The organism is Labrys monachus (assembly GCF_030814655.1).
Classification (GTDB): Bacteria; Pseudomonadota; Alphaproteobacteria; order Rhizobiales; family Labraceae; genus Labrys; species Labrys monacha.
Map to the genome: position 1 here is coordinate 781,421 of NZ_JAUSVK010000001.1, position 13,820 is coordinate 795,240.

Consider the following 13,820-nt stretch of genomic DNA (forward strand, 5'->3'; position numbering starts at 1 on the left):
CCATGGCAATTCCGGGTGCGCGCGACGACCAGATGTTTCCGACCCTTGATCCCCATCAGATCGAGACGGCCAGGCGCTTCGCCAGCAATCCGCCGCGTCGTTTCGAGGCCGGGGAGGTCGTCTTCGCCATCGGCGACCGGACAGCACCCGCCTGGCTCGTCCTCGAGGGCTCGCTCGACGTCTTCCGCCACAACGGGCTGGCGGGCGAGGTTGCCGTGACCACGCATCATGTCGGGCAATTATCCGGCGAAGTCAGCCAATTGTCCGGCCGCCCTTCTCTGGCCGGCGCCCGCGCCGGGGCAGACGGCTGCACAGCCTTCGCATTTGATAGTGCCCACCTTCGCGCCCTCATCGTCGGATCGGCCGACGTCGGCGAGATCATCATGCGGGCCTTCATCCTGCGCCGGGTCAACCTGATCAGCGAAGGGGGCGCGGGCTCCGTGCTCATCGGCATCCCGGGCACCCCGCCCCTCAATCGCTTGCAGGGCTTCCTGACCCGCAGCGGCTATCCGCACATATTTCTCGATGCGACGTCGGATGCCGAAGGGCGCGCCCTGATCGAGCGCCTGGGTATCCTGCCCTCGGACCTGCCGCTGATGGTCTGTCCGGCGGGAACCGTACTGAAACATCCCACAGACCGCGAGGCGGCGTGCTGCCTCGGCATGACGCCGAAACTGGACCCGAACGAGATCTACGATGCCGCCATCATTGGCGCCGGTCCGGCCGGGCTGGCCGCTGCCGTCTATGCCGCATCCGAAGGGCTGCGTGTCATCGTGCTGGATGAGCGCTCCGTCGGCGGGCAGGCCGGCGCATCGATGCGGATTGAAAACTATCTGGGGTTTCCGACAGGGATTTCCGGACAGGCGTTGGCGAGCCGCGCCTTCAATCAGGCCCTGAAGTTTGGCGCGGAGATCGCATTGCCGCTCGAAGTATCCAGTCTCGCGCCGTTGGAATCCGGCACGCCGACCCTTACGCTATCGGGCGGAGAGCGTATCAAGGCGCGTACGGTCGTCGTCGCTTCCGGTGCCCGGTATCGTCGACCGGATATCCCCGGCATTGCGGCGTTCGAGGGCGCCGGCGTTTCCTACTGGGCTTCGCCGATCGAGGCAAAGCTCTGCGCGGGCGAAGAGATCGCACTTGTCGGCGGCGGCAACTCCGCCGGACAGGCTGTGGCATTTCTTGCACCGCATGTCCGGCGCCTGCATCTGATCGTGCGGCGCCGACTGGAAGAGACGATGTCGCAATATCTCATCGAGCGGATCGCGGCGCTTCCGAATGTCGAGCTGCATGTCGGCAGCGAGATCATATCGCTGGAGGGTGACGCGCAGGGCGGACTGTCATCCACCATCATTCGGAATCGGTCCACCGGCCTGGAAACGACAAAGGCGCTTCGCCACGTGTTCCTCTTCATCGGCGCAGATCCCAATACGGATTGGATCCGGCCATACGTGACCACCGACGACAAGGGGTTCATCGTCACTGGCGGGCCATTTCAAGGGGGCGATATCGCCGCCGGACGGCCGGCATTGCCGCTCGAGACCAGCGTTCCCAATGTCTTTGCGATCGGCGATGTCCGCTCCGGCTCAACCAAGCGCGTCGCAGCGGCGGTGGGCGAAGGAGCGGCCGTCGTCGCGCAGATCCATCTGGCATTGCGCGAAATGTCGGACCGGGCTGCAGCAGCCGTATGACGTCGCCCGCTGAAAGCGTGTCCGATCGCAGCGCGGTCGACCTGGAAATTGGCGAAGGCGCCTGAGCGGCATAACCGACCGAGAGGGCCAGCCGAAGTTCCATATGGCTATGGAGGCCTCCCGGCCGGGGTCATTTCCGGAGCGGAAGCGGGACGTGGCCTGTCCATGCCTCGAACAGCGCCGTGAAGACATGCGCCATGCCGCGTGAAAGATGGCCTCCGGTCGGCGCGATGCATCGCACGGCGATCCCGCAGCCATTGGGAAGTTCGCTCATGCCGATACGGCACTCCAGGGCGTCGAGCTGCTTCGTCAAGGCGGCGGTATCGATGTCGGATCGCCGGGGGCCGAGCGCCACCAGATTGCCCATCGCCCGATAGGGGCCGAGCGGCGAAGAGGGGCCGGCGAATTGAATGCCGCTCACGGCACCCCGATCCCACACCAGAATGCGCCCGCTTTCGTCGCGAATGCAGAGTTCGGTGCGCAATTTGCCGAAGGGGCGGCCGCCTCCGCCGGGGGCGTGCGTGGCGAAGCCGTCGGCCAGGATGGCGCGCGCCCCGGGGGACAGCGTCACCGCCGTCTCGGCACGAAGATGGGCATCGGGAAAGAGAATGAAGGGGTCGTTGGTGAGGGCGAGCAGGGCATCGGCGTGGAGTCTCACCGCCGTCGAAAGGCGCGCTTCGTCGCCCGTCGTGGCATGGACGACGGTCGCGGCCTGGCTGGTGACATGGGCCTGTGCACCGCTGCCGACCTCGATGTCGAGCCCCAGCCTGTCGCCCCTGTACAGCCCGCCCGAGCTCGATTGCAGGTAGAGCGTGGCGAGGTCCGGCAGATTGCGGTCGAGCGAGAAAGGCCGGGTGATGTGAAAGGGATAGGGAACATGCTGGCGCGCCAGCACGGTGCGTCCACCGCCGCGGACGAAGCTGAGACGGGCCGTCGCATCGCGGGCGCCCGGCATGCCCTGAGCGACCGGCTCGGCATGCCGCAGATCGGCCCTCTGGGGCGGGGCGTTCATCGGAACAGCACCGCCTTCATGATCTGATCGGCGACGTCGGTCACGCCGGCGCCCCGGCGCGCGTCGGTCAGGATGACGGAGCGTTGCGCGCGGACCGTCCGGGCCTCCTCCAGCATCCGCGGCAGGTCGACACCGACATGGGGCGCGAGATCCTGCTTGTTGATCACCAGGAGGTCGCAGCGCAGCGTTCCCGGTCCCTTCTTACGAGGAATGTCGTCGCCGCCGGCCACGTCGATGACGAAGATCCACCAATCCACCAGGTCGAGAGAGAAGGTGGAGGCAAGATTGTCCCCGCCGGACTCGAACAGGATCAGCTCCACGCCGGGAAAGCGGGCCTCCAGTTCGTCTCCTGCCGCGATGTTCAGCGTGGGATCTTCGCGGATGACGGTGTGCGGGCACGCGCCGGCCTCGACGGCCGACACACGCTGCGGATCGATGAGCCCGGAACGCCTGAGACGTTCGGCGTCCTCCTTGGTGACGAGATCGTTGGTCACCACGGCGAGGTCGACCCCGCGTGCGTGAAGGACGGGAATGAGGGCCTCGATCAGCGCCGTCTTGCCGGAGCCGACCGGTCCGCCGATGCCCACGCGCGCGGCCGCCGAACGGCCGGGCCCCTCGCCGGCGAGATCATGTTCGAGCCTGTTCATCGCAACATGTACCGCTGCGCGAGGGGAAGCGTGTCATAGGGCTCGCAGGTGGCCAGGGTTCCATCGACGAACACCTCGAAGGTCTGCGGATCGACGCGGATATCGGGGCAGGCCGCGTTCAGCACCATGTCCCGCTTGGTCAGCGAGCGCGTGCCGCTGGCCGGCAGCAACGCCTTGGAAAGGCCCAATGCCCGCCCAAGCCCCTCCTCGATCGCCAGGGGATGGACGAAGCACGCCGACAGGGCCGGCGCGGCGCGCCCGAAGGCGCCCCATTGCGGGCGCAGCAGCACGGGCTCGCAGGTCATGAGCGAGGCGGCGGAATCGCCCATGGCGCCCCAGGCGATGAAACCGCCCTTGACGACCAGTTCCGGCTTGATGCCGAAGAAGCCGGGGCGCCAGACGACGATATCCGCCATCTTGCCGTCCTCGAGCGAGCCGATATGCCCTGATATGCCGAAGGTGCGCGCGGCGTTGATGGTGTATTTGGCGATATAGCGCTTGATGCGGGCGTTGTCGCCCATGCCCGGCACGTCCTCCGGCAGGGCACCGCGCTGGTCCTTCATCTTCGAGGCGAGTTGCCAGGTCCGGCAGATCACCTCGTGGATCCGCCCCATGCCCTGGCTGTCGGAGCCGAGCATCGAAATGGCGCCCAGATCGTGCAGCACGTCCTCGGCCGCGATCGTCTGCGGACGGATCCGGCTCTCGGCGAAGGCGACGTCCTCGGGGATCGCCGGGTTGAGGTGGTGGCACACCATCGTCATGTCGAGATGTTCGTCGAAGGTGTTGACCGTGTAGGGGTTCGTCGGATTGGTCGACGACGGCAGGCAGTTGCCGATGCCGGCCACGCGGATGATGTCCGGCGCGTGCCCTCCGCCGGCGCCCTCGGTGTGGTACATGTGAATGGTGCGCCCGCCGATGGCCGCCAGCGTGTCTTCCAGAAACCCGCTTTCGTTCAGCGTGTCGGTGTGGATCTGCACCTGGAAGTCGAGTTCGTCGGCGACGCGCAGGCACATGTCGATCGGCGCCGGCATGGAGCCCCAGTCCTCGTGCAGCTTCAGCCCCAGGCAGCCCGTCCGCATCTGCTCGACGAGCGAAGCCGGCTTGTGGCTGTTGCCCCGGCCGAGGAAGCCGAAATTGATCGGCCAGTGCTCGGCCGCCTGCAGCATCTTGCCGGTGTTGAACGGCCCGCCGGAATCGATGCCGACGGTGATCGGGCCGAGCGAGCCGCCGATCATCGTGGTGATGCCGCTGGCGATGGCGTGCTCGCACAGGCCGGCGCTATCGAAATGCACATGCACGTCGATGGCGCCGGCGGTGGCGATCAGTCCCTCGCAATCGCGCACCGTGGTCGCCTGGGAGACGATGAGGCGTGGATCGACGCCGTCCATGATCGCCGGATTGCCGGCCTTTCCCAGGCCGACGATCCTGCCGTCCTTGATGCCGAGATCGCCCTTCACGATACCGAGCATCGCGTCGATCACCACGACATTGCAGAGCAGCATGTCCAGCGCGCCCTCGGCGGCGGTAACGCCGGCGGCCATGCCGGCGCCGTCGCGCAGCGTCTTGCCGCCGCCGTGAAGGCATTCGTCGCCATAGACCGTGTGGTCCTTCTCGACCACGGCGACCAGCGAGGTGTCCGCCAGCCGAATTCCGTCGCCGACCGTCGGCCCATACATGTGGGCATAGTCCCTGCGTCGCATCGTGACCATGGTCAGGCTCCCTTGAATCCGCCCTCGCGGGCCCGGCGCAACGCCTCGCCTGCATCGGCGGCGTCATCGCAGAGATTGTTGAAACCGCTGATCCTGCGCTCGCCGCCGAAGGCGACCAGCACCAGCTTCTTGCTCTGCCCGGGCTCGAAACGCACCGCCGTGCCGGCGGGGATATCGAGGCGTCTGCCAAAGGCTTTCGAGCGGTCGAATTCGAGCGCCCTGTTCACTTCGAAGAAGTGGAAGTGCGAGCCGATCTGTATCGCCCGATCGCCGGTATTGACCGCCGTGACCTCGATGCGGTCACGCCCGGCGTTGAGTTCGATGTCGCCTTCGAGCGGCAGCAGCGCGCCCGGCTCGAGCCCGTCTTCGGCGGCCCCCTCGCGCGGGCGGATCGGTTCGTGAATGGTGACCAGCTTCGTGCCGTCGCGGAACACGCATTCCACCTGCAGGATCGGGATCAGCGAGGCGACCCCGGCCATGACGTCGTCGGTGCTCAGGATGGTCGAACCGAAGCCCATCATGTCCGACACGCTGCGGCCATCCCGCGCGCCCTCGAGTATTTCATCGGTGATCAGGGCGACGGCCTCCGGATGGTTGAGCTTCAGCCCCCGAGCCCAGCGTTTGCGCGCCAGCTCCGCCGCCGTGAAGATCGTCAGACGTTCGAGTTCCGTCGGGGTCAAGAGCATGTGTTTCTACCTGAGGATGGAGCCTGGTCAGTTCGAGAACAGCCGGATCTCCGACGTCGCATGCCGCATGGTGGCGATGTCGAGCATCGGTGTGAGGCCCTCGAAATCGTCGCATGAGAGCGAACCGGCCGGACCGGCGCCCTCGATCAGACCTGCGATGAGCGGGAGCGTCTCGCCAAGGCAGCGCTGGGCCTCCACCGCGCCGACGAGGCTGAGGCGGACCGCAGCGCTGGTCATGCCGGCGACCACGCCATAGGCCGAGGCGGCGAGGGCGGATCGCTCATCGATGCCGCAGGCCCGCCATATGGCACCCTGGACGATCGGAAGATGGCCGGGCGTGTGCCGCTGCTCGATCAGCCTTTTCAGCTCCGGGGCGGTCTTGGTGCCGATCCGTGCATGGGCCGTCAGGAACGCCAGCCCGTTGCGGCGCGATCCCGATCGCTGCAGGGCGGAAATCGTCGCAGCGTCAAAGCGATGATCGATTTCCGCGAGGCGGGTCATGTCGTCGCCTGCGGCGAAAGCCAGCGATACGGCGATGCGATCCATGCCCCTCCAGCGATGCGTGAGCGTCATCGCCAGGACGTCGATCAGCCCCTCGCCATCCAGGCGCTGGCCGAGCTCGGCCAGTCCTTCGATCCCGTTGGAGAAGGCAAATCCACCGTTGGGGAAAGCCGTATCCGCCTGCCAGATCGTTGTGACGAGGTTCAACATGGCGCCTCGCCGGCCTTGGGCGGGCTTGCCTCGACACGGGTATCGAGGCCCAGGGACGCAAGCCGGGCGAGATAGGCCTCCTCCGGACCTTCGAGCGCGACGGCAATGGCCTCGGCCTCGAACCGCACGCGCCAATGCAGGTTGCCGACGTGATAGCCAAGTTCGAGCGCCGAGGCGACATCGCGCGGTTTGAGCCGGAGCCAGCGCTCGGCGTCGACCTTCACCACGATCGCCCGCTGCTCTTCGAACAGCAGGACGGCGCCATCCGCCAGCGGCTCGTCCCGCGGCAGCGCTATCGCCAGGTCTGAACCGGCGCTCGTTACCGCCCGAAACCGCCGCCGCGCCAGTTCGGCCGCCGGCAGCAGGAGCCACTCGACCCGGCCATGATGTTCCATGTGGTGCAGCCGTTCGGCGAAGCCGTCATCCAGTCGATGTCCAAGCACGCGATTGACGAGCAACATGAGGAGGTTCCCACGAACGAAGGTTGGTCTGTCAGGTAGCGCCCCGGGACGACCCGATCGTCGAGGCGGCCGGAAGCGCGAAGGATGCGATCGCAATCCCGGGCGATCTAGGCCGCCCGCGGATTGGGAAGCCGAGGCGCGGTCTCCTGCGCTGAGCTGCGTTTGAAGAGGAAAATGCAGCGCCCGGTTCCGTCATCGTCGGCGGCGGGGACATGGAGCTGTTCCGTCAGGTAGCGGAACACGATGCGCGCGGCCGCCGCCGACAGGGTGGGCTTCCACAGCCAGATGTCGGTGTCGGCATCGACCGCATGACGCGCGAACAAGGCCTGCGCCGGGTCCTCGGCGCATCCCACGCACCATTCGGCGGGCCTGCCTCCGAATTCCTTGATATAACTCAGGAATTCAAATTTCACCTGCTGCGGGCTGAACACCATCGGCCTTACCTTGGAAGGGGGTTGAGACGGGCGTGGCGGGAGGTTTCCGCGGTTCGGTTGCGCCAGCGCCCCACCGCGGCGCTCCCGGCCCGCTTCTCATCCGCCGACATCTGCGCCACGAGCGCTTCGAGCGCCGTCAGCGCGGTTCCCACCCCGTGCTGGGCGGCCAGGGAAAACCAGGTGAACGCTTCCACGCGGTCCTTATCGACACCCAGACCGTTCGCGTACATGAAGCCAAGGCGGGCTTGGGAAGGATAATGTCCGGTTTCGGCGGCCGAGCGGTACCAGCGCGCTGCCGCGGCGTGGTCCGGCGGCATGCCCTCGCCCTTCGAGAGAAGGGTGGCCAGATTGTATTGGGCGAAAACGTCGCCCTGCTCCGCCGCCTTCTGGAGCCAGCTTATGCCGGCGGGAATGTCGCGGAGCGTGCCGTGCCCCATTGCGAGCATGGCGCCCGCATTGGTCTGCGCGAGCGTGATGCCGGCCTCCGCGCTGTCGAGATAGAGCGCGAAGGCCCGGGCAAGCGAGGATTCCACGCCTTCGCCATTGGCGTACATCGCGGCCAGCCACGTCTTCGCATCCGCGTTGCCCTCATCGGCCAGCGACGAGAAACGGGCGAAGGCGTGGTCATAGTCCCCTCGTCCGTAAGCAGATATGGCAGCGCCGAGCGCCGTCGCCTCCTCGGCCGGGATGTCCAGCGACAGCATGGGTCAGCCTCTCGGGTTCTGGTAGAGCGGTTGCGGAAAATCTTCGCGCGGCATGCGAGCGATCCGCGCCGCGATGGTCCTCTGCATCCATGCGCCCGCCGCCTCGCTCTGAAAGGGGAGCGCGGCCCCGACCGTCTGCGGGCGATACGGGGTTCCCCAGCGGGCCAGATCGTCGTGCTCCGCCTCGGCGCGCTCGGCGCGAACCCGGATCTCGTCGCGCCAGAAGAGGCGGTCGGCTCGCGGATCGGCGCCGAAGGTCGACAGCCGGCACAGCGTCTGCCCCAGCCCCGTGGGTTGCAGCGTCATGACGGCGGTGCTGTCGTCCGTCGCGATCAGGACCAGATTGGGAAACAGCCAGGCCGCGCGCGCCGGCGTGCCGTCGGACAGGGTGGCGGCGGCGAACATCCACACAGGGTTTCCGGCGATCGTCGCTTCGCCGGCGACCAGGGCCTGCCCCATGAGCTTCCAGTTTGCGCCATGTTCGAGCCAGACGTCGTCCGAGCGGCGCGATTTGTGATTGCCGAAAAACCCGCCAAGGCCGCCGAGCGTCGTCAACTCGGCCTCCGGCCATGCGGGAGCGACGTCGAGATTGACGAAGATCAGCGGCCCCCAGCTCCGCACATGCGCGGTCAGCAGCCGTTCGGGGCGCAGGCCCAGATATTGGTGCATCTCGGGGGTGCCGTCGCCGAGGTCGCTGGCCGGAATGGCACCCCGGTCGCGGCTGAAGCCGCAAGAGGTGAAGGAGCACTTGGTCTTCGTTCCGGTCTGGCATTGCAGCGGGACCGTGCGGCAGCCGCCATGCTGCGCCTTGTTGAATCGCGCCACGATCCCCCCGGCCATGCGCTGCACATGCACGCCATGGGTGCCGACCGTGAAGGGAAGGAGGTCGCCGTCGGCCGGAATGGCCTCGTGGGCGCCGACGCAGATCCAGTCGCGCGTCCAGACAGCCTCATCCTCGAGCTGGCTGAACCGCAGCGAGCGGAAAGCGGCGGCCGGCAGCACCCGCGGGTGCCGGCCCAATGCGTCTGCATAGAAGGCGGCATCCACGAGGTCGCGGCCCTCGTCCCAGTAACCGAGATCGCGTCTATAGGTCATGTCCGGCGTCCTGCGAGAAGGGCCGGCACGCGCGCAAAGCCGCGCGGGTGCCGCAAGTCCATTCGAGGGGCTCAGGCGGTCGCGGCAAGCGCCGGCGACTCGTAGTCGGCGCGGCCTCGATGCTTGATCGCCTCCGCCGGTGCCGGCGGCAGCGGACCATCCGCCGAGAAGCGGTCGAGCACGTTCTTCACCAGGGTGGAGACGTTGTTGCGGCCCTCGTTCCACGGCAGGGAGCCGCAGAAGGCGATCGAGGAGAAAGCGAAGCATCCACCGCCGTTCGGCGTCTCGTGGAAGGCGACGTCGCCGCGCACGCGCGGGTGGACCGTTCCGTCGAGGCCCTGCTGGTTGAAGCCGAAATCCTCCATGACGAGGAGATAGGCTTCGGTGTGCCGGCCCGCCGAGGTCGCAACCGCGAGCGTGTGGGGCGGAGAGCCGAGCGTGACGTCGACGATGTCGAGCTCAAGGCCGGCGCAGCCGCCGCCGACGAGGCCGAAATTGCCGATCGGCTCTTCGTAGGAGATGCCCTCGAAGGCCCAGGACACGCGCGGATCGAGACTGTCCGGCGTCCGGCTGTAATAGGTCGAGATATCGAAGCCTTCATTGGTCATGCCGACACCGGCGACCGAGTAGAGCGAGCGGCCGCGGAACCGCCACATGCCGCCGAGCTCTCCGGTGCCCTGGTGGTAATACTCGCCAGGCTCGGCTCGCCAGGTACGGATGCCGGATTCGCAGCGCCGCATCTCGGTGACCACGCCCCGGCCGACAGTGTCGTAGGCCGGATGATAGGAGTGCACCCAGTACCAAGCGTCGGCGCCCATATACATCAGGCGTCCGCCGCGTTGCGTGTAATTGTGCAGCGCATCGAGCTGGGCGCCCGAATTGTGCTCGGGATGTGAGCCGGTGATGATGACGTTGTAGTTTTCGAGCCGGGCGAGGCCGTCATAGGTGACGTCTTCGTCGGTGATCACGTCATATTCGTAGCCCATCGTCTCCAGCCAGTAGATGAGATGGAGATCGGCGGGGTATTGCCACGGTGCCTGGGCGAGGAAGTGGTCGTATTTCGGCCGGATCGACAGGATCGGACGCAGGCGCGACGACAGGCAGATGCCCGAGCCATCGGTGTGGGTATCGTAGATCGAGCCGCCATATTCGCGGTGCTCGGCCAGGAACATGTTCTGGTGCTGCATGATCGGCACGCGGTAGACGAACAGTTCGGCGCCGCCGGCATTGCACGCCACATGCTCGTTGGCATAGGCCATGTAGCTGATCGTCGGGATCATGACGGCGATCTTGGACTGTTCCTTGCCGATCTTCGGCACGATCCAGAAGGGGATGTAATCCTCGTCGCCGTCCGCGGTCGTCAGCTTCAGCGCATAGGAGCGGCTCTTGATCTGCTCCGGCACCATCCATTCGACGTCCGCCTCCCAGCGGGCGTCGTCGACGTCGTCATCATGGAAATGGATCGCGCCATATTCTTTCTTGGCGTATTTCCAGTCGAAGTTCTCGCCCGCCCAGTTGTAGCCGGTGAGGGCGCGCGTCGGACAGTTTACCAGCGTCGCATCGAGGCGGTACGGGCCGTTGTCCTTGGCGACGATGGTGCTGATGCCGTCCCAGAAGTCCCAGGCGGCGACGATGAGCGCGGACAATTCACCCGTCGGGCCCGAATTGCGGCGTTCGGTGAGGCCGGGCTGCGCACCGCCCTTCATCTGTTCGATCTCGAAGCGGCTCAGCGCCTTCTTGACGATACGCGGGCTGTCGATCTTGCCGTTATACTTGCCGGTAAACCACACGCCGGCAGGAAGCGAGGACTTGCCGAGCGGATCCTCGCCGATCGTCTCGACATAGGCCGCAAGCGCGACCGGCGCTTCGGTGTGCACGATCTGCGTCTTGATCGTGGTCCTGACCGGCTCGATCACCGGATCGAGGGCATAGACGATCTGCGGCTCGTGATAGAGCACGACCTCGCCGGTTTGCGCATCGAAGCTGGCCGCGACGAAATGCCAGGCATGATCGCGGATCGGCACGCCGGTCGTGATCCTGTGCTCGTTGATGCGAAGCTCGACGAAGCCTTCCTCGTTGATGAAGAGGCCGTAGCCCTTTCCGTCCATCCATTTGGTCAGGAGGCCCTGGGCGCCGTGCTTCCAGTAACGCGGATGGGTCTTCGGCGTGGTCGGCCAGATATGGCATTGGAGCGTGAAGCTCTCGACGTGGAATTGCGGCCTGTCCTCGACATATCCGTAGGATCCGCCGTGGATGATCTGCTTCCGTCCCTGGTAGGTTCCGTTGGCGTCCGCCGCGACCGGCTTTTCGATGAAGCCTGGTCCGCGGGGATTGGTGTCGCCGTGGATCATATGAACGACTTCGGCCTTGAATTGGGCCGGGCCGTCGCAATTGACATAAAACTTGATCTTTTCGCCCGGATGGACGCCAAACTTGTCAGCGTACCCGGTCAGCCGCATGGCGCACATGTGTCGATTCTCCGGTAGGGAAGGTGACGTCAGACAAGCCGCTCCCGTTCGCGGCCCGATCGGGCCGCGGCGGAGAACCCATGCTGATGCGAAGCGAGGATGTTCGAGATGCGCCGGCGCAGAGCGCCGGACGATCAGGTCAGGTGACGGGCCAGTTGTCGTCCCGGTGCTTCCAGCCTTCCTGGAAGTGCTCGGGCATGCCCGCGGTCTCGGGCAGTTCGTCGAGGCGCCTCAGGAAGATGGCGTGCTGGATTTCCTGCTCGCAGGTATAGACCTTGTCGTCGACGAATTCCGGCGGCACGCCGCGAATGCCCGACAGGCGCCCGATGCGCCATTCGGCATCGACCTTGGTGCAGATGACGACGAGCTTGCCCTTGGGTGATTCCCCCCGCATGCGGAGCAGCACGCGCCGCAGGTCCGGATTCTCGTGAACGCCGCCGGTGACGACCGTGGTGTCGCCGGCGTCCTGGCATTTGAGCACGGAGAAGCCGGCGACGCCCTTCATGGAGTCGACGCATTCCCGGTGCTCCCTGATCATGGCCTCCCGCTCGGGTGTGCCTTTCTTCGGAATCGGTATCATCCCAACTTCCTCTGGTGTGATCGAAGAATTGTCGCCACGCGTCGTCACGATGATCGGCGCCGTGTCCTGAATTCAGCCAGGCAAGCTGCCCGGGGCCTCAGTGTAGAACTTGATCGATACTAGACGGTTTGTCAATTAAATTAGTCGTTCGATCTAGACTATATTCTCTTTGTCTAGATGGTCATATGACGCTCGACCAATTCGTCCGTCATCTCGGCCATGCCGCCTCGGGCGACGACACGGCCATTGTCGACCATGAGGAAGGCATCGCCGAGCTTGCGCGCCACCTTGATGTGCTGTTCGGTCACGACCATGCTGATGCCCAGCTCGCGGTTGAGCATTTTCAGGATCTCGCCGATCTCATGGACGATGTTCGGCTGGATGCCTTCGGTCGGCTCGTCGAGCAGCAGGATCTGCGGATCGACGGCGAGCGCACGGGCAATGGCGAGCTGCTGCTTCTGCCCGCCGGACAGAAGTCCGGCGCGGCGATCGAGGTTCTCCTTCAGATAGGGAAAGATGCGCAGGCAGATCTCCGGGATCTCGCCGGACTTGTCGGCGCGGGCGAAGGTCCCGAGGAGAATATTCTCGCGGACGGTGAAGTTGGACAGGATGCCCCGGCCCTGCGGCACATAGCCGAGTCCGTGATGGGCGCGCACATGCGTCGGTTGCCCGCTGATCTCGACGTCGTTGATGCGGATGGCGCCGGTCGAGCGGTCGGTCAGCCCCATGATGGTGCGCATCAAGGTCGTCTTGCCCACCCCGTTGCGGCCGAGCACGCACAGGCACTGGCCCTTCTCCATCTCGAAGGAGAAGTCTTTCAGGATGCGGGTCGCGCCATAATAGGAAGTGACGTTGTCGAAACTCAGCAACGGGTTCATGCCGCCTCCTGCTCGCCGAGATACACGTCCCGCACGCGCCGGTCGGCTTCGATCTGCTGGATCGAACCCTGGGCGAGCAGCGACCCCATATGCATCACCACCACGACGTCCGCGATCTCGCGGACGAAGCCCATATCGTGCTCGACCACCAGCAGCGTGGCGGATTTGCGCAGATCCTTGAAGATCCGGGCGGTCTTCTCGATCTCGCTTTCGGTCATGCCGGCGATCGGCTCGTCCATCAGCAGCAGCCGAGGCTCCTGCATGAGAACCATGCCGATCTCCAGCCATTGCGTCTCACCGTGGGAGAGAATGCCGGCGCGGTCCTTCAGCCGGCCTGTCAGGCCGGCGAGGGTGGCGACTTCATCGAGCTTGGCCTGAAGTCCGGCCTTGCGGAACTTGAACAGGTTGAGGAACGGATTGGTCTGACGGCTGTAGGCGACCTCGAGGTTCTGTTTCACCGTCATGGCGCGCAGCACGGCCGGGACCTGAAACTTGCGGCCTATGCCGGCCCGGGCGATCAGATGCTCGGGCTTGGCGGTGATGTCGTCATTGGCGAATGTGATCCTGCCGGATGTCGGCTTGATGCGTCCCGTGATGAGATCCATCGTCGTGGTCTTGCCGGCGCCGTTCGGGCCGACCAGGCAGCACACGGTGCCCTCGACGACTTCCATGCTGAAGTCGCTGATGACCTTGGTGGCGTCGAAGCTCTTCGACAGATTGCTGATTTCGAGAAGACCGGGCATGGGG

The 13,820-nt window shown here is 65.7% G+C and carries 14 protein-coding genes; 1 reads left to right on the top strand and 13 read right to left on the bottom strand.

Annotated features, from left to right (window positions below; all coding sequences use genetic code 11):
- The first annotated feature begins 2 nt into the window (after positions 1-2).
- Positions 3-1,688: an FAD-dependent oxidoreductase gene (locus tag J3R73_RS03435; protein WP_307422388.1), complete on the top strand. Its 1,686-nt coding sequence runs from the start codon at positions 3-5 to the stop codon at positions 1,686-1,688.
- A 130-nt stretch (positions 1,689-1,818) separates the two neighbouring features.
- Here J3R73_RS03435 and J3R73_RS03440 read toward each other — a convergent pair whose 3' ends face one another.
- From J3R73_RS03440 to urtD, 13 genes are all read right to left on the bottom strand, one after another.
- Positions 1,819-2,700 (bottom strand): urease accessory protein UreD, encoded by an 882-nt coding sequence (locus J3R73_RS03440; RefSeq protein WP_307422389.1) that lies wholly within the window; start codon positions 2,698-2,700, stop codon positions 1,819-1,821.
- Positions 2,697-3,347: an urease accessory protein UreG gene (gene ureG, locus J3R73_RS03445; RefSeq protein ID WP_307422391.1), complete on the bottom strand. Its 651-nt coding sequence runs from the start codon at positions 3,345-3,347 to the stop codon at positions 2,697-2,699. The genes J3R73_RS03440 and ureG overlap by 4 nt, the downstream gene beginning before the upstream one ends.
- Positions 3,344-5,056: an urease subunit alpha gene (ureC, locus tag J3R73_RS03450; protein WP_307422393.1), complete on the bottom strand. Its 1,713-nt coding sequence runs from the start codon at positions 5,054-5,056 to the stop codon at positions 3,344-3,346. Before ureC ends, ureG begins: the two co-directional genes overlap by 4 nt.
- A gap of 2 nt (positions 5,057-5,058) precedes the next feature.
- The gene (locus tag J3R73_RS03455; protein ID WP_307422394.1) at positions 5,059-5,742 is read right to left on the bottom strand and encodes an urease subunit gamma; all 684 of its coding nucleotides are present in this window, start codon (positions 5,740-5,742) and stop codon (positions 5,059-5,061) included.
- Positions 5,743-5,769: 27 nt separating this feature from the next.
- Entirely contained in the window at positions 5,770-6,453 is a 684-nt protein-coding gene (locus J3R73_RS03460; protein ID WP_307422395.1) for an urease accessory protein UreF, read from the bottom strand.
- A complete protein-coding gene (gene ureE / locus J3R73_RS03465; RefSeq protein ID WP_307422397.1) occupies positions 6,447-6,914 on the bottom strand; it encodes an urease accessory protein UreE in 468 nt (155 codons plus the stop codon). The genes J3R73_RS03460 and ureE overlap by 7 nt, the downstream gene beginning before the upstream one ends.
- A 107-nt stretch (positions 6,915-7,021) precedes the next feature.
- Positions 7,022-7,348, bottom strand: coding sequence for a hypothetical protein (locus tag J3R73_RS03470; RefSeq protein WP_307422398.1), 327 nt, complete (start codon positions 7,346-7,348; stop codon positions 7,022-7,024).
- A gap of 5 nt (positions 7,349-7,353) precedes the next feature.
- Positions 7,354-8,052, bottom strand: coding sequence for a tetratricopeptide repeat protein (locus J3R73_RS03475; protein WP_307422400.1), 699 nt, complete (start codon positions 8,050-8,052; stop codon positions 7,354-7,356).
- A gap of 3 nt (positions 8,053-8,055) precedes the next feature.
- Positions 8,056-9,147 (bottom strand): aromatic ring-hydroxylating oxygenase subunit alpha, encoded by a 1,092-nt coding sequence (locus tag J3R73_RS03480; RefSeq protein WP_307422403.1) that lies wholly within the window; start codon positions 9,145-9,147, stop codon positions 8,056-8,058.
- A gap of 71 nt (positions 9,148-9,218) precedes the next feature.
- Positions 9,219-11,498 (bottom strand): N,N-dimethylformamidase beta subunit family domain-containing protein, encoded by a 2,280-nt coding sequence (locus J3R73_RS03485; protein ID WP_370879839.1) that lies wholly within the window; start codon positions 11,496-11,498, stop codon positions 9,219-9,221.
- Between the two features lie 256 nt (positions 11,499-11,754).
- Positions 11,755-12,195 carry a N,N-dimethylformamidase alpha subunit family protein gene (locus tag J3R73_RS03490; protein WP_307422409.1) on the bottom strand — a complete coding sequence of 147 codons (441 nt, stop codon included), beginning with the start codon at positions 12,193-12,195 and terminating at the stop codon, positions 11,755-11,757.
- A 173-nt stretch (positions 12,196-12,368) separates the two neighbouring features.
- The gene (gene urtE / locus J3R73_RS03495; protein WP_307422411.1) at positions 12,369-13,073 is read right to left on the bottom strand and encodes an urea ABC transporter ATP-binding subunit UrtE; all 705 of its coding nucleotides are present in this window, start codon (positions 13,071-13,073) and stop codon (positions 12,369-12,371) included.
- A complete protein-coding gene (urtD, locus tag J3R73_RS03500; protein WP_307422414.1) occupies positions 13,070-13,816 on the bottom strand; it encodes an urea ABC transporter ATP-binding protein UrtD in 747 nt (248 codons plus the stop codon). The genes urtE and urtD overlap by 4 nt, the downstream gene beginning before the upstream one ends.
- Positions 13,817-13,820 lie beyond the last annotated feature (4 nt).